At 32.4% G+C, this 25,780-nt stretch carries 25 protein-coding genes and 1 tRNA gene; 17 read left to right on the top strand and 9 right to left on the bottom strand.

Annotated elements, in window-relative coordinates; translation table 11 throughout:
- Nucleotides 1-6: 6 nt before the first annotated feature.
- Complete coding sequence (gene folB / locus FN795_RS06320) at nucleotides 7-366, top strand: dihydroneopterin aldolase (RefSeq protein WP_035646687.1); 360 nt, start codon at nucleotides 7-9, stop codon at nucleotides 364-366.
- Nucleotides 367-460: 94 nt separating this feature from the next.
- Nucleotides 461-531: transfer RNA gene (locus FN795_RS21410), tRNA-Cys, on the top strand.
- Nucleotides 532-902: 371 nt separating this feature from the next.
- Here FN795_RS21410 and FN795_RS06325 read toward each other — a convergent pair.
- From FN795_RS06325 to rnr, 3 genes are read right to left on the bottom strand one after another with little or no spacing between them, the layout of a single operon-like run.
- The gene (locus FN795_RS06325; protein ID WP_142449879.1) at nucleotides 903-1,583 is read right to left on the bottom strand and encodes a LysE family translocator; all 681 of its coding nucleotides are present in this window, start codon (nucleotides 1,581-1,583) and stop codon (nucleotides 903-905) included.
- A 6-nt stretch (nucleotides 1,584-1,589) separates the two neighbouring features.
- Complete coding sequence (locus tag FN795_RS06330) at nucleotides 1,590-2,258, bottom strand: head GIN domain-containing protein (protein ID WP_035646681.1); 669 nt, start codon at nucleotides 2,256-2,258, stop codon at nucleotides 1,590-1,592.
- Between the two features lie 23 nt (nucleotides 2,259-2,281).
- Nucleotides 2,282-4,462, bottom strand: coding sequence for a ribonuclease R (rnr, locus tag FN795_RS06335; protein ID WP_142449880.1), 2,181 nt, complete (start codon nucleotides 4,460-4,462; stop codon nucleotides 2,282-2,284).
- 109 nt (nucleotides 4,463-4,571) lie between these two features.
- Here rnr and FN795_RS06340 point away from each other — a divergent pair, with 109 nt between their 5' ends.
- Entirely contained in the window at nucleotides 4,572-4,805 is a 234-nt protein-coding gene (locus FN795_RS06340; RefSeq protein ID WP_026727317.1) for a putative signal transducing protein, read from the top strand.
- Between the two features lie 816 nt (nucleotides 4,806-5,621).
- Complete coding sequence (rpiB, locus tag FN795_RS06345) at nucleotides 5,622-6,053, top strand: ribose 5-phosphate isomerase B (RefSeq protein WP_008465784.1); 432 nt, start codon at nucleotides 5,622-5,624, stop codon at nucleotides 6,051-6,053.
- 156 nt (nucleotides 6,054-6,209) lie between these two features.
- Here rpiB and FN795_RS06350 read toward each other — a convergent pair whose 3' ends face one another.
- Nucleotides 6,210-6,479, bottom strand: a complete 270-nt coding sequence (locus tag FN795_RS06350; protein ID WP_142449881.1) for a DUF1294 domain-containing protein — start codon at nucleotides 6,477-6,479, stop codon at nucleotides 6,210-6,212.
- A gap of 116 nt (nucleotides 6,480-6,595) precedes the next feature.
- On the opposite strand from FN795_RS06350, the gene FN795_RS06355 reads away from it, so the two are divergent.
- A complete protein-coding gene (locus tag FN795_RS06355; protein ID WP_142449882.1) occupies nucleotides 6,596-8,719 on the top strand; it encodes a Tex family protein in 2,124 nt (707 codons plus the stop codon).
- A gap of 76 nt (nucleotides 8,720-8,795) precedes the next feature.
- Here the strand turns inward: FN795_RS06355 and FN795_RS06360 are convergent, their stop codons facing one another.
- On the bottom strand, nucleotides 8,796-8,975 hold the full coding sequence (locus FN795_RS06360; protein ID WP_115887783.1) for a Sec-independent protein translocase subunit TatA/TatB: 180 nt from the start codon (nucleotides 8,973-8,975) through the stop codon (nucleotides 8,796-8,798).
- Nucleotides 8,976-9,185: 210 nt separating this feature from the next.
- Here FN795_RS06360 and FN795_RS06365 point away from each other — a divergent pair, with 210 nt between their 5' ends.
- From FN795_RS06365 to FN795_RS06405, 9 genes are all read left to right on the top strand, one after another.
- A complete protein-coding gene (locus FN795_RS06365; RefSeq protein ID WP_142449883.1) occupies nucleotides 9,186-9,686 on the top strand; it encodes a peptidase in 501 nt (166 codons plus the stop codon).
- A gap of 11 nt (nucleotides 9,687-9,697) precedes the next feature.
- Nucleotides 9,698-11,182: a GH3 auxin-responsive promoter family protein gene (locus tag FN795_RS06370; protein ID WP_142449884.1), complete on the top strand. Its 1,485-nt coding sequence runs from the start codon at nucleotides 9,698-9,700 to the stop codon at nucleotides 11,180-11,182.
- Nucleotides 11,183-11,250: 68 nt separating this feature from the next.
- Nucleotides 11,251-11,859, top strand: a complete 609-nt coding sequence (locus FN795_RS06375) for a transposase (RefSeq protein ID WP_142449885.1) — start codon at nucleotides 11,251-11,253, stop codon at nucleotides 11,857-11,859.
- Between the two features lie 89 nt (nucleotides 11,860-11,948).
- Nucleotides 11,949-13,628 carry a DUF6909 family protein gene (locus tag FN795_RS06380; protein ID WP_142449886.1) on the top strand — a complete coding sequence of 560 codons (1,680 nt, stop codon included), beginning with the start codon at nucleotides 11,949-11,951 and terminating at the stop codon, nucleotides 13,626-13,628.
- 7 nt (nucleotides 13,629-13,635) lie between these two features.
- On the top strand, nucleotides 13,636-14,610 hold the full coding sequence (locus FN795_RS06385) for a hypothetical protein (RefSeq protein ID WP_142449887.1): 975 nt from the start codon (nucleotides 13,636-13,638) through the stop codon (nucleotides 14,608-14,610).
- Between the two features lie 4 nt (nucleotides 14,611-14,614).
- Entirely contained in the window at nucleotides 14,615-15,919 is a 1,305-nt protein-coding gene (locus FN795_RS06390; protein WP_244289947.1) for an oligosaccharide flippase family protein, read from the top strand.
- A 12-nt stretch (nucleotides 15,920-15,931) separates the two neighbouring features.
- Nucleotides 15,932-16,951 (top strand): glycosyltransferase family 2 protein, encoded by a 1,020-nt coding sequence (locus FN795_RS06395; RefSeq protein ID WP_142449889.1) that lies wholly within the window; start codon nucleotides 15,932-15,934, stop codon nucleotides 16,949-16,951.
- A gap of 5 nt (nucleotides 16,952-16,956) precedes the next feature.
- Nucleotides 16,957-18,021: a hypothetical protein gene (locus tag FN795_RS06400; protein WP_142449890.1), complete on the top strand. Its 1,065-nt coding sequence runs from the start codon at nucleotides 16,957-16,959 to the stop codon at nucleotides 18,019-18,021.
- Nucleotides 18,022-18,058: 37 nt separating this feature from the next.
- On the top strand, nucleotides 18,059-19,297 hold the full coding sequence (locus tag FN795_RS06405; RefSeq protein ID WP_244289948.1) for an O-antigen ligase family protein: 1,239 nt from the start codon (nucleotides 18,059-18,061) through the stop codon (nucleotides 19,295-19,297).
- On the opposite strand, the gene FN795_RS06410 is transcribed toward FN795_RS06405, so the two are convergent.
- Nucleotides 19,266-20,342: a glycosyltransferase gene (locus FN795_RS06410; protein WP_142449892.1), complete on the bottom strand. Its 1,077-nt coding sequence runs from the start codon at nucleotides 20,340-20,342 to the stop codon at nucleotides 19,266-19,268. The genes FN795_RS06405 and FN795_RS06410 overlap by 32 nt on opposite strands.
- 184 nt (nucleotides 20,343-20,526) lie before the next feature.
- Between FN795_RS06410 and FN795_RS06415 the strand changes: the two genes are divergently transcribed.
- Together FN795_RS06415 and FN795_RS06420 are read left to right on the top strand one after the other, a co-directional pair.
- A complete protein-coding gene (locus FN795_RS06415; RefSeq protein ID WP_142449893.1) occupies nucleotides 20,527-21,510 on the top strand; it encodes a UDP-glucuronic acid decarboxylase family protein in 984 nt (327 codons plus the stop codon).
- A gap of 71 nt (nucleotides 21,511-21,581) precedes the next feature.
- Nucleotides 21,582-22,349 (top strand): glycosyltransferase family 2 protein, encoded by a 768-nt coding sequence (locus tag FN795_RS06420; RefSeq protein WP_142449894.1) that lies wholly within the window; start codon nucleotides 21,582-21,584, stop codon nucleotides 22,347-22,349.
- Here FN795_RS06420 and FN795_RS06425 read toward each other — a convergent pair.
- The gene (locus FN795_RS06425; RefSeq protein ID WP_142449895.1) at nucleotides 22,346-22,630 is read right to left on the bottom strand and encodes an ORF6N domain-containing protein; all 285 of its coding nucleotides are present in this window, start codon (nucleotides 22,628-22,630) and stop codon (nucleotides 22,346-22,348) included. The genes FN795_RS06420 and FN795_RS06425 overlap by 4 nt on opposite strands.
- Before the next feature lie 43 nt (nucleotides 22,631-22,673).
- The gene (locus tag FN795_RS06430; RefSeq protein WP_142449896.1) at nucleotides 22,674-23,984 is read right to left on the bottom strand and encodes a phenylacetate--CoA ligase family protein; all 1,311 of its coding nucleotides are present in this window, start codon (nucleotides 23,982-23,984) and stop codon (nucleotides 22,674-22,676) included.
- A 135-nt stretch (nucleotides 23,985-24,119) separates the two neighbouring features.
- Here FN795_RS06430 and purD point away from each other — a divergent pair, with 135 nt between their 5' ends.
- The gene (gene purD, locus FN795_RS06435) at nucleotides 24,120-25,394 is read left to right on the top strand and encodes a phosphoribosylamine--glycine ligase (protein ID WP_142449897.1); all 1,275 of its coding nucleotides are present in this window, start codon (nucleotides 24,120-24,122) and stop codon (nucleotides 25,392-25,394) included.
- A 43-nt stretch (nucleotides 25,395-25,437) separates the two neighbouring features.
- On the opposite strand, the gene FN795_RS06440 is transcribed toward purD, so the two are convergent.
- Nucleotides 25,438-25,668: a DUF6341 family protein gene (locus FN795_RS06440; protein WP_031453858.1), complete on the bottom strand. Its 231-nt coding sequence runs from the start codon at nucleotides 25,666-25,668 to the stop codon at nucleotides 25,438-25,440.
- Between the last annotated feature and the right edge of the window lie 112 nt (nucleotides 25,669-25,780).

Raw genomic sequence — 25,780 nt, forward strand, 5'->3', positions numbered from 1 at the left:
ATAAAAATGGGAGTTATAAAACTAAAAAACATTCGCACTTTTTCGTACCATGGATGTTTAATTGAAGAAGGAAAAATTGGATCTGATTACACTGTTGATCTAAAAATTAAAACAAATCTTCAGAAATCAGCAGAAACAGATCATCTTTTAGACACTGTTGATTATGTTCATTTGAACAAAATTGTTGCCGAAGAAATGGCAATTCGTTCACATTTATTGGAACATGTGGCCAAAAGAATCAATATTCGCGTACTTGCAGAGATAGAAACGGTAGAAAAAACAACAGTTTGGGTTTCAAAAGTAAATCCACCTATTGGCGGTGATGTTGAATCAGTTACAATAAAAATGACGGAAATTAGAAAGTAATTTTTAAAACTAAAATGGCATTTTTTCAAAATAGTTCATTTGAAACTTTTGAAATTTAAAGATTTTAGTTACTTTTGCCATCCGTTCAAGCAATGGCGTCGTGGCCGAGCGGCTAGGCTGGGCTCTGCAAAAGCTCCTACTCCGGTTCGAATCCGGACGATGCCTCTAAAACCTTCAAAGCAATTTGAAGGTTTTTTTTATGTTTAATTTTTAGAAAAATTAGATAAAGATTTACGTTCGAATCCGGACGATGCCTCTAAAACCTTCAAAGCAATTTGAAGGTTTTTTTATGTTTAATTTTTAGAAAAAATTAGATAAAGATTTACGTTCGAATCCGGACGATGCCTCAAAAAGAGATACATTTCTGTATCTCTTTTTTTTATTCCTAAACTTTCCACAATCATGTAATTTCGACGAAGGAGAAATGACAAACTATACGTAAATAACTTTGCAAAAATTTCAAAATCAACAATTATAAACATAAAAAAACCTCTGAAATTCAGAGGTTTAATTTTATATTATTGAGTTATCAACAACTACTTCTTTTCTATTCTTTCAAAAGCATTTTTAACCATTTCTTTTTCTTTTGGAAACCAACCTTGAATTACTAAAGCAAATCCGAAAACCATTAAAACAATACTAATTCCTTTTTTGATTTTAAGAATATTAGTCGGAGTCATTTTTGATTTTAATTGTTTGGCTAATAAAATTTTACCACAATCAATTAATAAATAAGTAATGATTACAGAAGTAAAAAATGTCATCATTCTTGAGGTTTGCATATCTAATTTTGGTCCGACAGAAATAATTACGGCAAGCCAAAAACCAAGAACACCAATGTTGATAACATTAAGTAAAAAGCCTTTTACAAACAAACTTCCGTAGTTTCTTTTCAAGATATCACGATCAATTTCTTCATCATTGATTTTTTCTTCTTTTTTCAATTTAACAAAAGAAATTACACCATAGGCAAGCATTATTATACCTCCAAAAATAAAAAGTGCAGGATCATCTTTTAGACTGGAAATCAATCTATAACTTCCTAAATATGCAATAGCAATAAAAAAAACGTCACCTAATACAACTCCAAAATCAAAAGCTATTGCAGCTCTAAATCCTTTTGTGATGCTGGTTTCTAATAAAACAAAAAATACCGGACCTACCATAAAGCTCAGAACAAGTCCCCATGGCAGTCCAGCCAGAATATCATTTATCATCAAAAATTATTTTACTTCTTCAATTTTACCACCAAAAACTGTTTTTTGGTTTATTTGTCTAGGTTTTCCATAAATGTAAATAGAGCCTCCTGCGCTTACTTTTGCGTCAACAAGGGTTGATGCATTCACATCGGCTTTTCCTCCCGCAGAAACGCTTACAGTAGTCTGAGACGTTTCTAATTTACTTGCTAATAAATAACCTCCGGCTCCTAAACTTGCATCTTGATTTGCAGCTTTTCCAGTTAAAGTAATTTTACCTCCAGAAACTGAACTTACTTTTAGTTTATCAACATCTAATGCTGCATCGATTATTCCGCCTTCCTGAGCACTTACTTTAAAAGAAGTTGCTTTGATAGCTTCACTGCTTTTTACCTCTGCTCCTTCGTTTACATCTATAAGTTCTATATGTTTGTAATATAGCGTAATATCAAGATCATTTCCTGATAAAAGCTTTGGAAAAGGCATTCTTAATTTCAAAGTTCCGTTTTTATTTACGGCTTCTACTTCAGATTCTCTTGCCCCTTTTATAACAATTTTATTTTCAGATGACTGAACTAATTTTACACTTAACTTATCAAATACTTTTACGGTATCAAAATCACCTAAGTCTTTAGTAACCTGACCAAAAGACATTTGAACAAATAAAATTACTGCTCCAATAATTAGCTTTTTCATACTTTTATTTTTTTAATTAATACTTATTCGGCTCTTCTTAAAAAATGAAAATCCAGTTGTTTTTTAACTAAATCGGCATTTTTTACTTTAACATAAATTTCGTCTCCTAACTGCAAAATGCTGTTTGAAGTAGCTCCAACCAAAGCATATTGTTTTTCATCGAAAGTATAATAATCATCTTTTATTTCTCTGATTCTTACCATTCCTTCGCATTTATTAGAAACGATTTCAACATAAATTCCCCATTCGGTAACACCAGAAATAACACCAAGGAATTCTTCATCCTGATGATCCTGCATGTATTTAACCTGCATATATTTAATACTATCACGCTCAGCATTTGTTGCTAAACTTTCCATATTTGAACAATGCAGACATTTGGTTTCGTAGGTTTCTTCGTCTACAGAAGCTCCTCCATCCAAATAATATTGCAGCAATCTGTGTACCATAACGTCTGGATAACGACGAATTGGCGATGTAAAATGGCTGTAATAATCAAAAGCTAAACCATAATGACCAATATTATCTGTCGAATATTTGGCTTTACTCATACTTCTAATCGCAAGAGTATCAATTAAGTTTTGCTCTTTTTTACCGTTTACTTCTTCCATTAATGCATTCAAAGACTTAGAAATATCGCCTTTGTTACGGAAATCAATTTTATAACCAAATTTAGCAATTACTGTTGCCATTGCAATTAATTTGTCTTCATTTGGTTCGTCGTGAATACGGTAAACAAATGTTTTCTTTTGTTTACCAATGTATTCTGCTACTTTTCTATTGGCCAAAAGCATAAATTCTTCAATCAAATGATTCGCATCTTTTGATATTTTGAAATATACTCCTTCTGGTTCTCCTTCAGCATCTAAATTGAATTTTACTTCTACTTTATCAAAAGAAATAGCACCATTCTGCATTCTTTTCTTTCTTAAAATCTTCGCTAATTCATCTAATTTTAAAGTTGCTTCAACAATTTCATCAGAAACAACATAAGATTCTCCAGTTATTGAAATATCAACCGGAATCGTATTGTCTTTTGTTTCAATGATATATTGCGCTTCTTCATAAGCAAAACGCTGATCGGAATAAATAACTGTTCTTCCAAACCATTGGTTAATAACTTGCGAAGTTGGCGAAACTTCAAATACTGCAGAGAATGTATATTTCTCTTCATTCGGACGAAGCGAACACGCAAAATTAGACAAAACTTCTGGAAGCATTGGCACTACTCTATCAACCAAATAAACTGAAGTTGCCCGTTGATATGCTTCATCATCTAAAATTGTTCCTTCTTCCAAATAATACGAAACATCGGCAATATGAATTCCAATTTCAAAGTTTCCATTTTCTAACTTTTTGAAAGACAACGCATCATCAAAATCTTTTGCATCTTTTGGATCAATCGTAAACGTAAGCGTATCACGCATATCACGACGTTTTGCAATTTCAGATTCCTGAATTGAAGTATCTAGCTTTTGTGCAAAAACCTCTACTTCTACCGGAAAATCGGCTGGTAAACCGTATTCTGCTAAAATAGCATGAATCTCTGTATTATGTTCTCCTGGTTTTCCTAAAACTCTGATTACAGATCCAAACGGACTATCTGCTCTTTTTGGCCAATCTTCAATCTTAACTAGAACAACATCACCGTTTTCTGCTTCACCCATTTTATCCTTTGGAATAAAAATATCGGTATACATTTTAGGATTTGCAGTCGAAACAAAAGCAAAATTTGCCTGAATATCAATAACTCCAACAAACTCTGTTTTATCTCTTTCCAGAACTTCAATTACTTCACCTTCAGGTCTTTTTCCTTTTCTTCGATTATAAACATAAACTTTTACTTTGTCTTTATCTAATGCCCGATTCAAATTATTGGTCGGAATAAAAACATCTTCTGCAAAATCAGGGCAAATAAAATACGCCGTTTTTCTGCTCGTCATATCTATCGTTCCTTCGTAATAATCCTGACTTATTGCTTTGATCAAATACTTTCCAGGTTCTGTTTCAATAATCTTCTTTTGAGCTGCAAGAATTTTCAAATCTTTAATAATCTGATTTCTGCTATTTGTATCATCAAGTTCAAGCTTTGCAGCTATTTGTTTATAATTGAATGGTTTATTAGCACTTTGCGATAAAATTTTTACTATCTTACTAGAGAAATCTTTCTCTTTTTTTATCGGCTTTCTAATTTTCTTACTCATATATCTTTTCTTATAAGGTTTAAAATTACAAATAAGATATCAGAATATAGATTTTAACAATTAGAATTATTAAAAATATAACTTTTCGTACATTTACAAAAAGACCTTTATGGAAAGCTTTAAAACCATCGCCATATTCAATTATCAGCACGAAACTGTTGTCCTGAAACACTTACTTGAACAGGAAGAAATTCCGTATTTCTTTGAAAACGAAATGACACTTTCAGTTGCGCCAATGTACTCTGCAGCGCTGGGAGGCATCCGTCTGAAAGTTCATCCAGACGATTTCGAACAAGTTCAGGAAATTCTGGACAATCTCAACAATCCTCTAAAAATCGTCTGAAACAAAAATTCAAAACAAACTGAAAACAGAATAAAATTCAAATTCTAAATTTTTTTTTCCTTTTCAACTTTTTTAGTTTTCAACATATATTAAATACAACAAAAAAGATTTTTAAAAATTTAAAAAAAATTTATGGTTATTATAGCTTGTTAATATGTCGAATAAATTTATTTTTAAAAGTATTGAAATGAAGTTTCTCTTAGTTATTGGCAGTTATTAACATAGTTATTTTGAGTTAAAAGTTTAATTTTTAAGACTTTTTGAATTTTAATTAACAACGGTTGACAACCAAAAATCAATTCATTTTGTAGATAAGTTGATATGTTGATTTCTGTTGAAAATGTCATTTTTGATATTGATAACTTTTCCAAAAATTCATGAAACTTTTCTTGCATATTTCATTCCGGTTTTGGATTAGGTTTTTTTTCGACACAACCAAAAAAAACTTCTAATTTTCTTTTCGAACTTATTAACATTTTCTGTTAACTTAAAGTTAATTGAATATCAAGCAATTACAAAGTCCTATTAACACCTCAAAATTTTAACAAATATTATGTTTATTTTTCATTGATAGTGAGATAGTTATAGAGTTATCAAAATTGTTAATAACTGATAAGGTTTTGACCGTGAAATAGTTGAGTTTGGGCACTCCCGATAGCTATCGGGATCACGAATTTTATTTAAAACAGTTATGAAATTTTGAAATTATTAAAGATTCGTGAATTCGTGGCGGAAAGATATATTTTATGTTTTTAAAAACGGTTACTTCGATATTCTTTAATTAAATTTGCAAGACACAACTAAATAGATAGAAAAATGAAAATTTCGATAGGAAACGATCACGCAGGTCCAGAATATAAAAAAGCAATTGTTGAAATGCTGAAAGCAAGAGGATATGAAGTAACTAATTATGGTACAGATACAGATGCTTCTGTAGATTATCCAGATTTTGGGCATCCTGTTGCGAATGATGTATCTGAAGGAAAAGCTGATTTTGGAATCGTAATCTGCGGAAGCGGAAACGGAATTGCAATGACTGTTAATAAACACCCGAAAGTAAGAGCTGGCTTATGCTGGACGAAAGAAATCGCTTATTTAACACGTTTACACAACGATGCTAATATAGTGAGTATTCCAGCGAGATTTACTTCTATTCATCAGGCTGTTGAAATTGTTGAAACTTTCTTAGATACAGCTTTTGAAGGCGGAAGACACCAAAATAGAGTGAATAAAATCGCTTGTGCGTAAAAAGTCAAAAAAAAATTCGGTGCTTCGCACCATATACAAATAAAACACACCGGGCGGATTTTTATAATTCGTCCGGTTTTTTATTTAAGTATTTATAATTCAGTGTTTTAAATTGATTTAAAAATTCTTTTTTTGAGTTATCAACAATGTTAATATCTATATTTTGCCAGTTAAATAGAGGTAAACAAAAACAGTCTGAATTAAAAATATAAAAGAAAATTTGACAATAAATGAAGTTTTACTCGTTTTATGTCTGAAGATTAACATCGATGTTAATAAACCTGGAGTTCCTCCTATTAATTGTAGAAAGAATAGCGTGTTTTCAGGAATTCTTCGTTTATTTTTTCGAGCTTGATATTTATCGTAACCAGCAAGAATAAAAACGATGATATTTATAAATAAAAAATAGAGTAAAAAAATTTCCATTGGTGTAATATTAAAAACAAAGATATTATTTTAGCCGAATGGTTAGTAATTTTCCTTGTATGTTTTAACAAGTAAATTATACTAATTTATAATTAAGAATTTATTTCATTAAAAGTATGACTAATATTCAATTCATTGCCAAGTCTGTTCAGGCGCCGGCAGTAAGTATTCAAAACACAGTAAAATTATTAGAGGAAGATTGTACAATTCCGTTTATTTCGCGTTACCGAAAAGACAGTACAGGAAACCTTGATGAAACTGTAATTGAGCTGATTGCAAAATTGCAAAAAGATTATGATACACTTGTAAAACGTAAAGAAGCCGTTCTAAAATCTATAGAAGAACAAAAAGCGCTTACGCCGGAATTGAAGAAAAAAATTGAAGATAGTTTTGATTTGCAAGAAATTGAAGATTTCTATCTTCCGTACAAAAAGAAGAAAAAAACAAAAGCCGATGTTGCGCGCGAATTTGGTTTAGAGCCTTTAGCAAAATTGATTATCTCAGAAAGTGATGTTGATATTGATTTCCTTTCTACACAATACATTAATGAAAATGTAATTAATGAAGAAGCGGCAATTCAGGGCGCAAGAGATATTGTAGCGGAATGGATTAATGAAAATATTTATGTTCGTAAACAGCTTCGTAGATTATATCAGCGAAAAGCAACTATTGCGACAAAAGTGGTTAAAAAGAAAGCCGAAGAAGAAGGAGCACAAAAATTCAGTCAGTATTTTGATTGGGAAGAATCGTTGACAAAAGCGCCAGCGCACCGCTTACTGGCAATGCTTCGTGCAGAAAATGAAGGTTTTATCAAAATGAAAATTGATGTTGATATCGATGATGCTTACGATGTTATTGATGAAATTATTATTAAAAAACAAAATAATACGACAGCTCATTTGCAATTAGCAATTGAGGACAGTTATAAACGTTTACTGAATCCGGCAATTGGAAACGAAACTTTGCAAGAAGCAAAAGCAAAAGCTGATGCGAATTCAATTCAGGTTTTTGCCAACAATTTAGGACAGTTATTATTGGCTCCGCCGTTGGGAGAAAAACGAATTTTGGCAATCGATCCAGGATTTAGAAGTGGTTGTAAAGTAGTATGTTTGGACGAAAAGGGAGACTTATTATACAACGAAACCATTTATCCGCATGCGCCTCAAAACGAGGAATCAATAGCAATCAAGAAAATCCGTTCGATGGTAAATGCGTATCAAATTGATGCCATTTCTATTGGAAACGGAACAGCTTCCCGTGAAACCGAATTCTTCATCAAAAAAATCGCGTTTGACAAACCGGTGCAGGTTTTTATCGTTTCTGAGGCTGGAGCTTCGGTTTATTCGGCTTCAAAAATTGCGAGAGAAGAATTTCCAAATTATGATGTAACGGTTCGTGGTTCGGTTTCTATCGGAAGACGACTTTCAGATCCTTTGGCAGAATTGGTAAAAATCGACCCAAAAGCGATTGGAGTAGGTCAGTATCAGCATGATGTTGACCAAACGAAACTAAAAGAAGAATTGGACAGTACGGTTATTCGTTGCGTAAACTCAGTTGGAATTAATATCAACACGGCAAGTAAACATTTACTAAGTTATGTGAGTGGAATAGGAGAGAAGCTGGCTGAAAACATTGTACAATATCGTTCTGAAAACGGTCCATTTGAAGATAGAAAACAACTGAAAAAAGTGCCACGTTTAGGTGATAAAGCATATCAGCAGGGAGCAGCGTTTATCAGAATTACAAATGCTAAAAATCCGTTGGATAATTCGGCGGTGCATCCAGAGGCTTATCCGGTTGTGGAGAAAATGGCGAAAGATTTGAACATTTCTCTAAATGATTTAATTGCAAACAAAGAGAAAACAGCCCTTATTAAGCCCGAAAAGTACATTACACCTGAAATTGGCTTACTTACGCTGAAAGACATCATAAAAGAGCTTGAAAAACCGGGATTAGACCCAAGAAAGTCGGCTAAGGTTTTTGAATTTGATGCAAACGTAAAATCGATTAAAGATGTAAAAATCGGAATGATTTTACCAGGAATTGTTAATAACATTACCAACTTTGGCTGTTTTGTTGATATCGGAATCAAAGAAAGTGGATTGGTTCATATTTCCCAATTGAAAGCTGGTTTTGTAAGCGATGTAAACGAAGTAGTGAAATTACATCAGCATGTTGATGTGAAAGTGACTGAGGTTGATGAGGATAGAAAGAGAATTCAATTGACGATGGTTTTATAAAAATTCCAACAGAAAATAAAAAAATAAATCCCAGACTACAATTTGTAATCTGGGATTTTTAATACGTTCGAATTTCTTATTTCGTTTCGTCTTCTTCTTTTTTAGAAGCCGCAGGTTGATCGTCTTTAGCAGCGTTTTTGAATTCTTTGATTCCGCTTCCTAAACCTTTCATTAATTCTGGAATTTTTTTACCTCCAAAAAGTAATATCACAATACCTACTATAACAAGGATTTCTGTAAGACCTAATCTTCCCATCGTTTTATATTTAATGCCGGAGCAAATTGATTTTCGTTTTTCACCGCAAAGGTATATAGAATATACGAACAACAAGAGATTTTGGATTAAAATATTTGTTTCTTACCGCGTTAAATATTTTATAAAATAATAAAATTACATTATTTGTCGTTTTTTCTTCACCGCCATCAATACTATTAATTGCTATATTTGCTCATATAATCATCTAAAATGACGAAGAAAAAATTTGATTTCAGAAAAAAATTATTCATCAAAAACCGATTGGTAATTTTGAATGAAAACACATTTGAAGAGATTTTTTCATTTCGGTTAACGTTAATGAATGTTTTTGTAACGTTTACTTTAGGTGGAATATTTTTAATTTTAGTAACCACTTTTATTATTGCATTTACACCATTGCGCGAATTTATTCCGGGTTATTCTTCGACTGAATTGAAACGAAATGCTACTAAATTGGCCATAAAATCTGATTCATTAGAAACAGCTTTAAAGAAAAATGAAGCCTATTTACAAGGCGTTCAGAAAGTTTTGAGAGGCGAACTGGATTATGCAAAATTTAATAAAGATTCCATTTTGGCAGAAGTTGACGAACCAGGTGAACTCAATATGAAAGCTTCTGAAGAAGAAATAAAACTTAGAGAAGATGTTGCTAAAATAGAAAAAGAATCAAGCGAGAACAAAACCAAGAAAAAGAAAAGCGACAAAAAATAATACCATATCAAATGTCAATTAAATCGATAGCAGCAAAAATTTTTGCGCGCAAAATATACAATCAAACACAAGCTTGGTCAAATAAACCAGTTGCAACACAATTGGAAGTTTTTAAAACTTTGATTCAAAATGCCAAAGAAACTGAATTTGGAAAAGATCATGATTTTGGAAACATAAAAACGATTGAAGATTTTCAAAAAAACGTTCCGATTCGGGATTACGAAGACTTGAAAGTCTATATTGAAAAAGTCAAAATCGGAGATGCAGATATTCTTTGGAAAGGAAAACCAATTTATTTTGCTAAAACCTCTGGAACGACTTCTGGCGCAAAATATATTCCGCTTACAAAAGAGTCAATGCCTTATCATGTTGAAGCTGCGCGAAATGCGATTCTACATTATATTCACGAAACCGGAAATGCCAATTTTGTTGACGGAAAAATGATTTTTCTGCAAGGAAGCCCAATTTTAACTGAAAAACATGGAATTAAATTTGGAAGACTTTCAGGAATCGTCGCACATTTTGTTCCGAAATATTTGCAGAAAAACCGAATGCCTTCTTGGGAAACCAATTGTATTGATGATTGGGAAACCAAAGTAAATGCTATTGTTGACGAAACAATCAAAGAAGATATGTCGGTTATTTCAGGAATTCCGTCTTGGGTACAAATGTATTTTGAGCGATTACAACAAAAAAGCGGTGGAAAAAAGATAAGCGAAATCTTCAAAAACTTTAATTTGTTTATTTACGGAGGTGTTAATTACGAACCGTATCGCGCCAAATTTGAACAAATGATTGGCAAAAAAGTAGACAGTATTGAATTGTTTCCGGCTTCGGAAGGATTTTTTGCGTATCAGGATTCTCAAAAAGAAAAAGGAATGCTTTTGCTTTTAAATTCGGGAATTTTCTACGAATTCATTAAAGCCGATGAATTTTTTACCGAAAATCCAAAACGTTATACCATCGGTGAAGTAGAGTTGGGCGTAAATTATGCTTTAATTGTTTCTACAAATGCAGGACTTTGGGGGTATAATATTGGCGATACTGTTCAGTTTACATCATTAGCTCCATATCGTGTCATAGTTTCAGGGCGTATTAAACATTACATTTCGGCTTTTGGAGAACATGTTATTGCCAATGAAGTCGAAAACGCAATGAAAGAAGCCACTGCCGGAACAAATATCGTAATTAATGAATTTACCGTTGCTCCTCAAATTACGCCGTCAAGCGGATTGCCGTATCATGAATGGTTAATAGAGTTTGAAAGAGAACCGGATAGCATCGAAATTTTCGCGGAAGCGATCGACGACTCGATGCGAAAACAAAACATATATTACGACGATTTAATTACCGGAAACGTTTTGCAAAAAGTAGTTATAACCAAAGTTTCAAAAAACGGATTTCAGGAATACATGAAATCGCAAGGAAAACTAGGAGGTCAAAATAAAATTCCGAGATTGTCAAATGATAGAAAGATTGCGGACAATTTAAAGTAGGAAAATATTTATATTTGTAAGTTAATGCTTTTTTTAGTGAATAAAAAAGATAGAAGCATTAAGTTATTATGAATAAAGAAAAATTTCAAAATAAATATCGCATTTCTTCAATAAGAGCGCAATGGTGGGATTATGGTTGGAACGGAGCCTATTTCATAACAATTTGTACACAAGACAGAGAACATTATTTTGGAGAAATTCAAAATAATAAAATGGTTTTGTCAGAGGTTGGTATTATTGCTGATCTATTGTGGCATCAAATTCCCATACACCATAAAAACGTTGAATTAGGTGATTTTGTGGTCATGCCAAATCATATTCACGGGATTTTGATTATTGATAAACAATCGACCAATATTGATTTGGATTTCGCAAATGACGCCAATATTGTACAGACAGGGCATGCCCTGTCTCAACACGCCCTGTCTGTACAAAATCCAGGATCACAACGTTTTCAAAATATTGGAAAAAACACCATTTCGTCAATTGTTGGATCCTATAAATCTGCCGTAACCAAACATGCCAACAGATTAGGATATCAGCATCAATGGCAAAAATTATTTTACGACAATATCATTAGAAGCAATAATGATTATCAAAGAATTTCCGATTACATTGTTTCAAATCCGGAAAATTGGACAAAGGATAAATTTAAAACAGAAGATAAATCAAAATAATTTTTTAAAAAATGATATTGTAGATACAAGGCATGCCTTGTATTTGTTTACATTTGAATTTACATTTGAGTTTATAAATATAGAATAGCATGAAAGAAACCAAACATATATCAAGATCAAGAGCGCAAGAATCATCTGCGGCTATTGAAAAAATGTACATTACAATGCGTCATTTATTCAACCGAGGTTTTTATAAACCAATGGGAGTTTCTGGCGACAGTTTAAGAGAATCATTATTGGCTTTACGTCCAGAAATTTACGGAAATATTGCTGAGGAAAAAGTAGAATTAAACGGACTTTTGTACGTTATAGAACGTCTTCCGATAGGAATAGAGCAATGTCGATTCATCAATTTAACTTCAGATGAAGGCTATTCAAAATCACATTTTCAGCCGATTGTTCCTCCAAAAAGAAGAAGAAATTGCTACCGAATCGACGAAGAACAAATGAATGTCGAAATCACGCGCGGACGTTCAGACATTTATGATATTCTGACGCATTTGACTTTTATTTTCATAGAATCTCATAAAATTAAAAACAGAGTTTTAATTGATGATGGAGGAGAAGTTTCTCGCGATTGGCTAAAATTAGAGCAAGCCGTTACGCAGACAAAAAAGCTTTCGCAGATTGAAAAAGAAAAAGCAATTTCGCACGTTGCGAATATTTTAGCCAGAACTTTTGAAGAAGTTTTGGATATTTACGATGCTTTCGGTTCAGAAAATGCGCCAGATCGTTTCTTGCATGTAATTTATTGGTTAGGAAAATTAGCTATTGAAGAAATTGTTGAAAACAATAAACGAACAATTACGTTCAGTCCCGTTTTACGTGAGCGTTTAGGACATCATATTCACGGAGAAATCTGGGCAACAAACATCAAAGAAGTTTTAAAGGCAAACGATCTTTTAAAACGACCAATTCACGTTATCAGTGCCAACATGCACAGTGTGATGAACTCAATTTTTGCGACGCCACTATTAACTTCAAAATACAAAGGCAAAGCCGATTTCTTTATTTATGAAGAATTGAGCAGTTCTGGCTCAAAAGAAATTAGAGGCCAGGTTGAAGAATTGGCTCTTAAAAACGGAATGATATCTTTACCAGATTGTTCAGGAACAAATATCGATGTTCAAATTTTTGATACAGCCAAAATTGATTGGTCAAAAACAGCATTTTCAAATGCAAATGTAGGTGAAGAAAAACCAGTAATTATCGTAATGGATTATGCATTCGGCGAGCAGGCTTATGAAACCATCGATGAACTTTTAAAACCATTTAAAAAAGAAACGTTGCTGAATGTAAAATCGGTTTCGATTATGGGTAAAGCCGGAATTCTGGAAGGCGGAAAAGGCGATATCATGATTCCGACAGCACATATCAACGAAGGAACGGCGGATAATTATTTCTTCGAAAATGAATTAACAGGCGATATGTTCAGAGGAAATGATATTGCAGTTTTTGAAGGTGCAATGGTAACCGTTCTTGGAACTTCTTTGCAAAACAGAGATTTACTGAAATTTTTCCACGAATCGACTTGGGGTGTAATTGGTCTTGAAATGGAAGGATCGTATTACCAAAAAGCAATTCAGTCGGCATCTAAAATCAGAAAAAGCGTGCCGCACGACATTAAAGTTCGTTACGCATATTATGCATCAGATAATCCTTTGGAAACTGGAAGTACATTGGCTTCAGGTGGATTGGGAACAACTGGAGTAAAACCAACTTATTTGATTACCATTAAAATTTTGGAACAAATTTTCAACGTAAAATAATTAATAAATGAGTACAAAAGTACCCCAAAATACAGATCAGGAAATTGATATTTTTCAGCTTTCAAAAAGCATTGGAGGTTTTTTTGATCGTGTTAGCAGATCAATTTTTAGAACTATTCAGTTTTTTATCCGAAACTGGATTACAGTTCTGATTTTGTTTGTGCTTGGGGTTGCTCTTGGATTTTATTTAGATTCTAATAAAAAAACATTTAAGAATGAGGTCGTTGTTGCACCAAATTTTGAAAGTGTCGATTATTTGTATGCCAAAATTGATTTGATTCAGGCTAAAATTGCAGCAGGCGACGTTGATTTTTTATTACAGATGGGAATTTCTGATCGAAATGCAATCAAAAAAATTGAAATTAAACCTGTTGCCGATGTTTACAAATTTATTGAAGACAAGGAACAAAATCTGGAACTGATTAAATTAATGGCTGAGGTTGGCGATGTAAAAAAGGTTTTAGAAGACAATGTAACCAGCAAAAATTATACGTATCATACAATTACTTTTGTTTCAAATGAAGAAATAAGCGAAAAACAAGTGATTGAACCATTGTTGAAATATTTGAACAATTCTACATATTTTGATGCGATACAAAAAATTGGATATAAAAACCTTGAAAAAGAAATTGCGCAAAATGATACTATAATTGCGCAAATAGATGAGGTTTTAAAAGGACTTTCGAGCAAATCAAAAAGTGACAAAGTGGTTTATTATAATGAAAATTTACAGCTGAACGACATTCTTAAAACCAAACAGAAATTGATTCTTGACCAAGGAAAAAACAGATTCAGATTAATCACTTTTGATAAAACAATTAAAGAAATCAACTCAACGCTGAATATAAATGAAAATAAAATAGTGAACGGAAATCTAAAAATGATTCTTCCATTTGTTTTTATTTTTGTTTTTGTTCTTGTAAGTCTGTTTTTGAATTTTTATCGCAAACAGCTTGCACTTTCAAAGGAAAACCAACTCTAAAAAATTGAAAAGCAACGGCATATTAGAAAGGATTTCGAAAAATCTGTTTTTAAAACAAATTTTCAGCACTTTATCACTTCGTGTTTTTGGAGCATTATTGTTATTTGGATTTACCGTTTTTCTTACCAAAACCTATAGCCCAAAATTAGTTGGACAGTACGATTTTGTGCGTTCATTTCTATTATCGATTGGAAGTATTTGCTTGCTCGGCTTTGATCAGTCGATTTTGTATTTTAAAGGAAAATTAGCAAGCCAAAATGCGCTCGAAGAATTAAAAAAGATATATGCAAAAATGGTTCTAATGCTTTTTTGCACCTCGTTGCTGGTTTTGCTGATTATTGCAATTATCAGCAAAGAAACGATTAACAATTATTTTGCTGATTCTGATGTATATTCGATACTTTTAAAAGCGGCCGCAACGTTGTTTTTCTCCGGAATTTCGACATTAAATACTGAGGTTTTCAGAGCTTTGGATAAATTATATGTGGCCGAATTATTTCGGAATATTATCAAATATGTTCCATTGATTATTGGTTCTGTGATTTTGTTTTATTGGCACGAAGAAGAGTATTTGGTTGATGTTTTTCTAATTGGATTTGTTTTTCTAGCAGTGTTGAGCTCACTTTTTGTTTTGGTGTATTTTAGAAAAACAGAATATCTAAAAAGTGCCGAAAAAATATCGCATAAAGAAGTGTTTTTAAAATCATATCCAATTGCAATCAGTGCAATGGCGATGTTTTTATTAATGTGTTTTGATATTATGTTTTTGAAGAAATATAGAAACGATGAAACCGTTGCTTTTTATTCGGTTGGGGTAAAAATAATGACGATAATTTCTATTATAATCGTTTCTATAAATATTACGGTTTCGGCCAAAATTGCAGAATATTTTTCGGGCCATAAAATGATAGAATTAAAAGCAGTTTCTAGACATAGCTCCCGTATAATTTTCGGAATTACGCTTCCGGTTATCATCCTGATTAGTTATTTTTCAGAACATATATTATCCATTTTTGGAGATCAATATGTTGTGGCTCAGCAGGCTTTTTTAATTTTGATTATTGGTCAGGGAATTTGTTCGGCATTTGGAACAGCTTCTGTTTATTTGAATATGACTGGAAGACAGCATATTTTTCAGGTTATTTTAATGATTGCGGTTGCAATTAATTTTCTTTTGAACCGATTTTTAATTCCGATTTACGGAATGACTGGCGCCGCGATTGCTTTTGTCTCAAGTTCTTTTTTCTGGAATCTTGTTTCGGCAATCGTTATTTATCGAAAAGATAAAATAAAAGTGTTTCTGCATTAAAAAATTCGAACCATGAATATTCAAAAAGAAAGCATTCTTTTTAGCATAATTGTGCCGGTTTATAACGTTGAGGCTTATTTGCTACAATGTTTAGACAGCATCTTGTGCCAAACGTTTTCTGATTTTGAACTTATTTTAATTAATGACGGATCGACTGACTCTTCGCTCGAAATTTGCCGGAAATACAAGGAAAAATTTCCACAGATAATCCTGATTGACAAAGAAAATGGCGGATTGTCTGATGCGAGAAATACAGGATTATTATTAGCAAAAGGCGATTATATTATTTTTACCGACAGTGATGATTATTGGCAGGGAAAACAGGTTTTGGAAGATTTAAGTAATTTAATTTCTAAAACAAATCCAGATATAATCATTCATGAAGAAAGCCGTTTTTTCTCGAAAAATGATGTGCACTGCAAATACAATCAGCGATTTATAAAAAATAAAAACGGGAAATTTGAAGACGAAATTGTAAACTTAGTTTATCACGATTTATACGTTGCTTCGGCTTGGGATAAAGTGATAAAGAGAGAAATTTTGGTTAACAATAAATTGTTTTTTCCTGTCGGAAGAAAATCAGAAGATATAGAATGGTGCAGCAAATTGATGTATTATTTGAATACTTTTAGCATTTATCCGAAATCATTTTATGTGTACCGCCAGGCGCGCGAAGGTTCAATTACAACAACAGTTAGTGCGAAACATATCGAAGATGTTTATGAAATGGTAAAAGCGGGTTTGCATTCGCAGAAAATGGAAGCAGAAACATTAAATAAAGCAATCGAAAATTATTGGGCGTGCAATTATGTTGTAATTCTAAAAGATTTTTATGTTTTATCGGCTGAAACACAAAAAAAGATTTGGCACGATTTAATTTCGTGGAAATATCTTCTTAAAAAAGGCAGAAATATAAAAGTAGACAAAGTGATGAAATTTTATAAATTTTTGTCCTTTAAAACATTGATTTTCTTTTTGAATGGGTACCGATTAAAAAGAAGCCTGAATAAAAAACGTAGAGCATCAAAATAAGAAATATGCAATTATTAATCAAAAAAAGTACAGCGGCATTTTTGCTGATTGCTTCAGCTAATTTAGTTGTGGCATTTCTGGCTTATTTTGTTTTGCCTCCAAAATTCTTCTTTGATACAGCCATTATTATTTATGATAAGTACAACGAAATTGGGTATTTTGGGAGTTATCCGCTTACGATTTTGTTTTATAAAATTATTGGTTTTAGGCATCTGCCTTTTCCAGTAATTGCCTTAATTCAGTTTCCGATATTGATTTATATTTTATACAAAATCGGGATTCCGGATAATTTTGAAAAACTGAATGTCAAAAACATTTTAGTCTATTTAGGCATTTTTATGATAGCGATTTTCATATCGATGCCATCAAAAGAATTTATTACCTATTTGTTTATTGCGGGAATTGTTTTGTTGTGCCAAAATGAGCGGTTTTCGTTCCCAAAAACCATTTTTACAGCATCAGTACTCTTAATTGTTTTTGGAGCTTTATATCGACCTTATTTTGCTTTAATTCCAGTTGTTGGGGGCGGAATGTATTTGGTAAGCTTTATCAATTTTAAAAACAAAACCGTAAGTACCATTTTCTATGGATTGCTGATTGCCGTTTTTCTGTCTTTGAGTTATGGAATTTTAAAAGGAAAGTATTTTTCTGAAATCAGCAGGGAAGTGGTCAACAGTACCCGTATGGTTTCCGGAGATGCCAATTCGATGATTACTTCGCCGGTAAAAACAGATACCTGGTACGGAGAAGCGATCGGAATTTTTTATGGTTTTTTTACTGTAAATCTTCCTGTAAATGGTTTAAAACACATTCTTTCGCCTCAAATTATTGTTTTTGTAATTTGGCAACTTTTGGTGTTTTACATTTTATTAGTTCGTTTTTCTAAATGTTTAAAAGAAAGAAAAAAATATGGTTATGAGCTTTTGACTATGTTCATTTTGTTTTCTTTTTTTATTCTTCAAGGCGTTTTCGAACCCGATTTAGGCTCGGCTGTGAGACATAAAATTGGGATTTTTCCTTTAATTTATTTTGCATTATACTATGAACATTTCCGAAAAGAACTTCAATAAAATATTTCACATTTTTTTGTGTGTAATCGCCATTGCGATGATTTTCAGAAAACCGTGTTCATTGCTGATTATTTTGTTTGCGGCGTTTAATTTGATGTTTTTCAAAAAGCTGAAATACTCTAAAAAACAGCTCATTTTAATGGCCTGTATTGCTTCGCCAATTTTATTGGAATTGCTACTTTTTTGGAACAATGACTCTTTTACCCAAGGATTAAAGGCGATTGAAAAAAGAACATCGTTATTGATTTTTCCTTTGTTTATTATTGGAAATTATCAGCGCGTCAATTTTCTTAAAATAGTTAGGACTTATGTTATTGGAACAACGGTAATTATGTTTTTTTTCTTAATCCGTTTTGTGATTCTGTTTCCAGATTTGGTGGAGAAATATCTTAACCGAATTGATTTATGGGAAATGGGTTATCAATTTGCAAACAGTATTGGGATTCATGCTCCGGCTTTGAATATGCACTTGGCTTTTGTATCGGTTTGTGCGTTGTATTTTGTTTTTGAAAGTTTTAAAAATCAGGAGAAATTGGTATTTAAAATCAGTACGCTATTCGTTTTTTTATCTTCCTTTTTCTTCGTGCTTTTGGTAAATACGAGAATGGCGTTGATAAATGTTTTACTCGGATTTTTGATTGTTTTCTTTTACGAAATCCGATCAAAATTCAATTTGAAAAAGATACTTTTAACAGGATCTGTAATTGTTGTTTTATTGGGCGGAATCCTGTTTTTATTCGTTCAGAAGAATCCTTACATGAAAGAAAAATATTCATCAGTAACTTTTGCCTATATGGATAAAGTGGGGAAATTGGACGAAATAGATCATCCCGAAATTAAGGTTTTTAATTCATTGGTTACAAGGATTTCGATATGGAAATCGGCTTGGGAATTGTCTGTAAAGAATCTTCCTTTTGGAGTTGGAGCATCAGATGGAAAACCCGAATTAAATAAATATTATAAAGCAACGAATCAACATTTTTTGGCCAAATATGAATTTCCGACGCACAATCAGTTTTTGGATTTTTTATTAAAATTCGGAATTCTCGGACCTTTGGTCGTAGCGCTTTATATTTTTGCGATTGGTTATTTAGGATTTGATTTGAAAAACGGCATGATACTTTCGTTTTTTCTGATTTTTTTCACCTCAAATCTAACCGATGATTTTTTGCTTCGCTTTGACGGAATTGCCTTCAGTGGACTTTGGTCATCAATTTTTGCTAGTTATTGGGTTCAGCAGAAAATTATTCTTGATAAAGTGCCAGTAGCTGTTTAAAATTTTGATTTTTGTCGAATAAATCGTGACATCTTGCCAAAGCATTTTCACCAAATTCTGCTCTGGTTTCAGGATTTTTTAAAGTTTCAAAAAAGCCATCCAATTCTGAAATATCAGTAAAAAGAAATCCGGTTTTGTTGTGCAGAATAGCATCTTTGTTGCCAATTATATTAGTGGCAATTACAGGTTTTTGTAACGCCATGGCTTCAAGAACCGCAATTGGCAATCCTTCCCAAAGAGAAGTCTGCATATAAATATCAATATTATTCAGTTCCTTCAAAACCGTTTTTCGGTTTAAAATCCAGCCCGTTATTCTGATGTTTGGAGCTGTAATTAAATGTCTTAATTCGCCGTCGCCAATCCATACAAAATTAAAATCAGGGAATTTTAAAGCAATTTGGTTGAACATTTCGGGATTTCTGGCCGCTGTAATTCGGGCCATAATTCCAATTGTCAATTTCTCGTTTTGATGAGGTTTATAATGTTCTTGCACACTTGCAATATCAATTCCGTTTCGGACTAATTTTGCAGGTCCTAATTTTTGAGCGATTTTCTGTTCTGTATCGCCGCAAGCTACAATTGTTCCGCCAAAGAAACGCTGAAAATTCTTTTCAATTGTCCAATAAATCGTTCGGAAAGTGCTCGAAATATCAGTTCTTAAAAACGAATATCCGTGAGGCGTATAATAGAGTTTCTTTTTTTTAAATAAGAAAAAATAGGCAACGCGACCCAAAACACCCGCTTTTGATGAATGAAGATGGATGATATCCGGATCGATTTTTTTTAGTTCTTTAGTTAAGTTGTAAGCCGATTTTAAATCCTGAAATGGAGAAAGCTCCCGAACCATATTGACCTGGATCAGTTTAACGCCATCTGAGAACTCAGATTTAATTTTTTGAGCATCAATTTCTTTTCGATTACCGCTATAAATAATAGTGGTTTCTATGTTTTGGTTTATTTCATCATCTCCAAAGAAAGTCGATAAATCTCTAAAATAGGTATAAACGCCGCCGCCCAGCGCCTCAATTACATGTACAACTTTCAAAATAGTGGTTTTATTTGCGGGTAAAAATAGATAAATGAGTTTAATAATTATCTGAAATCGCAAAACTTCTTTTTAAGTTATAGATTCAACTGTAATTTGAAAGGAGAGATATTTTAGTACATTTGTGCGTCTATCTTGGATTTTGTTGTAAAATGAAATTCAAAAATGTTCAATTAAATCAATTATGAAAAGAATACTTATTACTGGAGCAGCAGGATTTTTAGGATCGCATTTGTGTGATCGATTCATTAAAGAAGGCTATTTTGTTATTGGAATGGATAATCTGATTACAGGAGATCTTAAAAATATTGAGCATTTATTCAAGCTGGAAAACTTCGAATTTTATCATCATGATATCACCAAGTTTGTTCACATTCCGGGTGAGTTAGATTATATTTTGCATTTTGCATCGCCTGCAAGTCCAATAGATTATTTAAAAATCCCGATTCAGACTTTGAAAGTTGGATCTTTGGGAACGCACAATTTATTGGGTTTAGCGAGAGTTAAAAAAGCCAGAATTTTGATTGCATCGACTTCTGAAGTTTATGGAGATCCATTAGTTCATCCGCAGACAGAAGAATATTACGGAAACGTAAATACAATTGGCCCGCGTGGTGTTTATGATGAAGCAAAACGTTTTCAGGAATCAATTACAATGGCGTATCATACATTTCATGGTGTAGAAACCAGAATCGTGCGTATTTTTAATACTTACGGCCCAAGAATGCGATTAAATGATGGACGCGTAATTCCGGCTTTTATTGGCCAAGCTTTGCGGGGAGAAGATTTAACAATTTTTGGTGACGGAATGCAGACACGTTCTTTCTGTTACGTTGATGATCAGGTTGAAGGTATTTACAGATTATTGCATTCTGATTATGTATATCCAGTAAACATTGGAAATCCTGACGAAATTACAATCAAAGATTTTGCAGAAGAAATCATAAAACTGACAGGAACAAACCAGAAAGTGGTTTATCATCCATTGCCGATAAACGACCCTTTACAGCGCCAGCCAGATACCACAAAAGCAAAAGAATTACTTGGCTGGGAAGCAAAAGTAAATAGAGCAGAAGGAATGAAAATTACCTATGAATATTTCAAATCATTATCTCCTGAAGAACTTGCTAAAGAAGAGCACAAAGATTTTTCAAGCTATATAAAATAAAACTTCAAACAGCTCGGATTCAATAAAATCTGAGCTGTTTTTTAATTAAATTCCAAAAACAACCATCATCAATGAGCGAATTAGTTTCTATTATTGTACCAACATATAATACTGAAAAGTTCATTCGATTAACAATTGAATCAGTTCAAAATCAAACCTATACAAACTGGGAAATGATTTTGGCAGATGATGCATCAACGGATAAGACGGTTGCAATTATTGAAGAATTTGCACAAAAAGACAGTCGAATAAAGCTTTTTAAATCACTAGAAAATCGCGGAAACGGTTTTGCCCGAAACAACGCTTTAGAAAAAGCTACTGGAAAATATATTGCTTATTTAGATGCCGATGATTTATGGTTTCCTGAGAAATTAGAAAAACAAATTGAATTTTTAAAAACAAATAACCTGCATTTTACTTTTAGTTTTTATGATTCAATTGATGAAGAAGGAAATAATTTAAATAGAAGAGTTGAATCGCCAAATCCGTTAACGTATAAAGAATTATTTTTCTGCAATTATGTAGGTAATTTGACGGCAGTTTATGATGCCGATTATTTTGGAAAAATCATTCTTGAAACTACACAAAAACGTCAAGATTGGAGAATATGGCTTACAATTGTAAAACAAATTAAAATAGCCAAACCAGTTCCAGAACCTTTGGCATTTTACAGAATCAGAAAAGATTCTGTTTCTTCTTCCAAATTCAAATTGATTAAACACAATTTTGGTGTTTATAGAGAATTCCATGGATATAATCTCGTTTTTTCTATTTTATTGATGATAAGATTTTTATTTACTCAATTGATAATCAAACCAAAATATATTAAGAAATCTTAAGACTTAACTTGTTTCAAGGTCGCAATTTGCGATCTTGAAGAATTTAGTTTAGGATTGGAGGTCACAAATTGTGACCTCCAATTCTCAAATTCTGATTTATCTAGTTCAAACATAAAATCTTCAGGAAATCTAGATAGATTTCTTTTAACTTGTTCATTTAACCTTTTAGTTTCAACGTCATAAAGCATTGCTAAATCAGTATCAAGCATCACTTTTTGACCGCGGATAAAATATATTTTATTTGAAATTGTTTCTTCAGAAAGTAAAGAGTAATCTTCCATAAGTTTTGAGTTAGAAAAAACAAATGCAAGATTTTATTTATATTTATAAATACGATTTAAACTGTTTTAATTTCCCGCGATTGGTTCTTTCTAAAACTGTTTTTCGAGCAAAAGTGAAGTTTAAATTGGGTTCTAAATACAAATCAATTGCTTCTTTTATTTTTAGAATTTGTTCTGAAACTAATTCTTTTTCAGCAACATATTCAATTTCAAAAGTATCTAATTTGATTTGTTTGATGATAAATTCTTTTACGTTTCCATCGTCTTCAATGATGCTTTTGGTTACATAATAGAACGTCAAACCTGGCGATTTTTTTCCGCTTGGAAGAATTGCAACATCATTGGTTCTACCAATTAATTTTTTTAGAATTGGTTTTTGTGGCGTGCTTTTTTCATCTAAAATTCCAATGTCGCCAATTTCATATCGAATAAAAGGATTTGCTTTGTTGAATAAAGAAGTAATCACAATTTTTCCTTCTGTTCCATGTGGAACAGGATTATTATTTTCATCTAAAATCTCCACAAAAAGCGTTTCTGCATTTACCTGCCATTCGCCTTGCGGATTTTCAAAAGCAATTAAATCCAATTCTGAAGCACCGTATTCACTTATAATCGGAATTCCGAATTGTTTTTCTAACAGTTTTTTATCTGTTTCAAAAAGCATTTCCGAAGTAACAAAACAAGCTTTTAAAGTCGGGCAAATTTCTTTTAGAACGATATTTTTCTGTTCTAAAAATTTGGCAAATAACACAATCGAACTCGTATAACCGTTGATGTAATCGAATTTTTTGGTTCTGAATTTCTTCAGAAATTTTTCGAGAATTTCATCAGATAAATCAAAAACAGGAAAACGAAAACGATGCGTTAAAAAATCTTTGAAACGTTCTTTTTGATATCCAATAAAATCCATCGGAATGCCGTAAAAACGCGCTTGATACGAATGATTAAAATCAATCCCGAACCAGCCAAAACGCATAATATTTGATGCCCAGGTTAAGGCATGCGAATATTTATCTTTTGCAAAAACAAAAGGAGTTCCACTTGATCCGGATGTTTTGTTGAGGTAAATATTTTTTTTTGAATAGCCTTTTGAAAGTCTCTCTTCAAGCGGTTTTTGAAGATTTTGTTTGTTTAAAATCGGAAGATTTTCCCAATTTTCAGCAGTTGTATTTCCGGCCAATTCTCTGTAAAAAGAGTTGTTTTTTAAATGAAAATCAACAATTTCTTTCTTTTTGTTTTCTAGAAAAACCATAAATTCTTCTTCAGAAAAATGAATAATTTGATCCAATTCGGCTTTGGCTTCCTTTATAGGAAAACCATTTAATTGAAGCGAAATATCAAAAAGGCGAATCATTTTTCAGAATAATTTTCGTCAAAAATAATGTTTAGGAATTACTAACAGGGCAGAACCAACAATTTTTTGAAGATTTAATTATTTTTTACGTGCAAAAGCAAGTATTTTTGCACCACAACTAAATACAACAACACCATGACAATTTTATTATTGGGATCAGGCGGAAGAGAGCATGCTTTTGCGTGGAAAATGACTCAGAGTCCGCTTTGCGAAAAACTTTTTGTAGTACCTGGAAATGCAGGAACTGCTGCAATCGCTGAAAACGTTGCAATATCTGCAACTGATTTTGAAGCTGTAAAAGCATTAGTACTTAAAGAAAATATAAGTTTAGTAGTCGTAGGACCAGAAGATCCGTTGGTAAAAGGTATTTATGATTATTTTAAAAACGACGAAAGTTTAAAAAATATCCCGGTTATTGGGCCATCTAAATTAGGTGCACAATTAGAGGGAAGTAAAGAATTTGCAAAAGAATTCTTGATGAAACACAACATTCCGACTGCAGCTTATGACAGTTTTACTGCTGAAACAGTTGAAAAAGGATGTGAGTTTTTAGAAACTTTACAGCCACCATACGTTTTAAAGGCAGATGGTTTAGCAGCTGGAAAAGGAGTTTTGATTATTCAGGATCTTGAAGAAGCAAAGACAGAATTAAGAAACATGCTGGTTCACGCTAAATTTGGAACAGCAAGTGCAAAAGTTGTTATTGAAGAATTTTTGGACGGAATCGAATTAAGCTGTTTCGTTTTGACTGACGGGAAAAACTATAAAATTCTTCCAACAGCAAAAGATTATAAACGAATTGGAGAAGGCGATACAGGTTTGAACACAGGTGGAATGGGAGCAGTTTCTCCGGTTCCTTACGTAGATGCTGTTTTGATGGAAAAAATTGAAACGCGTATCGTAAAACCAACAATCGAAGGTTTCCAAAAAGACGGAATCGAATATAAAGGTTTTGTATTCATTGGTTTAATCAATGTGAAAAATGAGCCAATCGTTATTGAATACAACGTGAGAATGGGAGATCCTGAAACTGAAGTTGTGGTTCCAAGATTAAAATCAGATTTAGTAGAATTGTTTTTATCTGTAGCAGATCAGAAATTAGGAGATTTCAATTTAGAAGTTGATCCAAGAAGTGCAACAACTGTAATGGTAGTTTCTGGTGGATATCCTGAAGATTTCGAAAAAGGAAAAGTAATTTCTGGATTAGAAAAGGTTACAGATTCGATAGTTTTTCATGCAGGAACAAAATTAGATGGCGAAAATGTCGTTACTAATGGAGGACGTGTAATTGCTGTGACTTCTTACGGAGATAATTTCCAAGAGGCCATAAAAAAATCTTACCAAAACATAGATAAACTAAGCTTTGATAAGATGTATTTTAGAAAAGATATCGGCTTCGATTTAATTTAAAAAATAAATTCACCAGCCCTTTTTAATTAAAGGGTTTGGTTTATTATTTTAAAAATGAATGAGCTGTTGTATCTTGGTTTTCTGTACCAGCGTCATCAAAAATGCGTAATTGTTTAATCCAATAAACGATTGCACATGAACAGATGATCATGAAAATCCAGTTAATAGTGTTTGCACCAAACCATGTAATTAATTCCAAACGACGTAAAAAGTCAAGAGGAGCAAACAAAATGTTAACGAATAAGTATTGTATTCCTTCAAAAAAAGCTGTCATAATTTTTTAAAATTATATGTTATTTATTGTTGTGTAATGCTTTGAAGATAAAATTTGATTAATCAAATCTTTTTTCAACTTGTTCGGTTTTTCATTTTAAACAAGTATTATC

Origin of the sequence: Flavobacterium resistens (assembly GCF_900182645.1) — a bacterium.
Taxonomy (GTDB): domain Bacteria; phylum Bacteroidota; class Bacteroidia; order Flavobacteriales; family Flavobacteriaceae; genus Flavobacterium; species Flavobacterium resistens.

Excerpts from the sequence above, each read along its gene's own strand:
- folB (WP_035646687.1), top strand. The coding sequence starts at position 7 with ATGGGAGTTATAAAACTAAAAAACATTCGCACTTTTTCGTACCATGGA.
- FN795_RS06325 (WP_142449879.1), bottom strand. The coding sequence starts at position 1,583 with ATGATAAATGATATTCTGGCTGGACTGCCATGGGGACTTGTTCTGAGC.
- FN795_RS06330 (WP_035646681.1), bottom strand. The coding sequence starts at position 2,258 with ATGAAAAAGCTAATTATTGGAGCAGTAATTTTATTTGTTCAAATGTCT.
- rnr (WP_142449880.1), bottom strand. The coding sequence starts at position 4,462 with ATGAGTAAGAAAATTAGAAAGCCGATAAAAAAAGAGAAAGATTTCTCT.
- FN795_RS06340 (WP_026727317.1), top strand. The coding sequence starts at position 4,572 with ATGGAAAGCTTTAAAACCATCGCCATATTCAATTATCAGCACGAAACT.
- rpiB (WP_008465784.1), top strand. The coding sequence starts at position 5,622 with ATGAAAATTTCGATAGGAAACGATCACGCAGGTCCAGAATATAAAAAA.
- FN795_RS06350 (WP_142449881.1), bottom strand. The coding sequence starts at position 6,479 with ATGGAAATTTTTTTACTCTATTTTTTATTTATAAATATCATCGTTTTT.
- FN795_RS06355 (WP_142449882.1), top strand. The coding sequence starts at position 6,596 with ATGACTAATATTCAATTCATTGCCAAGTCTGTTCAGGCGCCGGCAGTA.
- FN795_RS06360 (WP_115887783.1), bottom strand. The coding sequence starts at position 8,975 with ATGGGAAGATTAGGTCTTACAGAAATCCTTGTTATAGTAGGTATTGTG.
- FN795_RS06365 (WP_142449883.1), top strand. The coding sequence starts at position 9,186 with ATGACGAAGAAAAAATTTGATTTCAGAAAAAAATTATTCATCAAAAAC.
- FN795_RS06370 (WP_142449884.1), top strand. The coding sequence starts at position 9,698 with ATGTCAATTAAATCGATAGCAGCAAAAATTTTTGCGCGCAAAATATAC.
- FN795_RS06375 (WP_142449885.1), top strand. The coding sequence starts at position 11,251 with ATGAATAAAGAAAAATTTCAAAATAAATATCGCATTTCTTCAATAAGA.
- FN795_RS06380 (WP_142449886.1), top strand. The coding sequence starts at position 11,949 with ATGAAAGAAACCAAACATATATCAAGATCAAGAGCGCAAGAATCATCT.
- FN795_RS06385 (WP_142449887.1), top strand. The coding sequence starts at position 13,636 with ATGAGTACAAAAGTACCCCAAAATACAGATCAGGAAATTGATATTTTT.
- FN795_RS06395 (WP_142449889.1), top strand. The coding sequence starts at position 15,932 with ATGAATATTCAAAAAGAAAGCATTCTTTTTAGCATAATTGTGCCGGTT.
- FN795_RS06400 (WP_142449890.1), top strand. The coding sequence starts at position 16,957 with ATGCAATTATTAATCAAAAAAAGTACAGCGGCATTTTTGCTGATTGCT.
- FN795_RS06405 (WP_244289948.1), top strand. The coding sequence starts at position 18,059 with ATGATTTTCAGAAAACCGTGTTCATTGCTGATTATTTTGTTTGCGGCG.
- FN795_RS06415 (WP_142449893.1), top strand. The coding sequence starts at position 20,527 with ATGAAAAGAATACTTATTACTGGAGCAGCAGGATTTTTAGGATCGCAT.
- FN795_RS06420 (WP_142449894.1), top strand. The coding sequence starts at position 21,582 with ATGAGCGAATTAGTTTCTATTATTGTACCAACATATAATACTGAAAAG.
- FN795_RS06425 (WP_142449895.1), bottom strand. The coding sequence starts at position 22,630 with ATGGAAGATTACTCTTTACTTTCTGAAGAAACAATTTCAAATAAAATA.
- FN795_RS06430 (WP_142449896.1), bottom strand. The coding sequence starts at position 23,984 with ATGATTCGCCTTTTTGATATTTCGCTTCAATTAAATGGTTTTCCTATA.
- purD (WP_142449897.1), top strand. The coding sequence starts at position 24,120 with ATGACAATTTTATTATTGGGATCAGGCGGAAGAGAGCATGCTTTTGCG.
- FN795_RS06440 (WP_031453858.1), bottom strand. The coding sequence starts at position 25,668 with ATGACAGCTTTTTTTGAAGGAATACAATACTTATTCGTTAACATTTTG.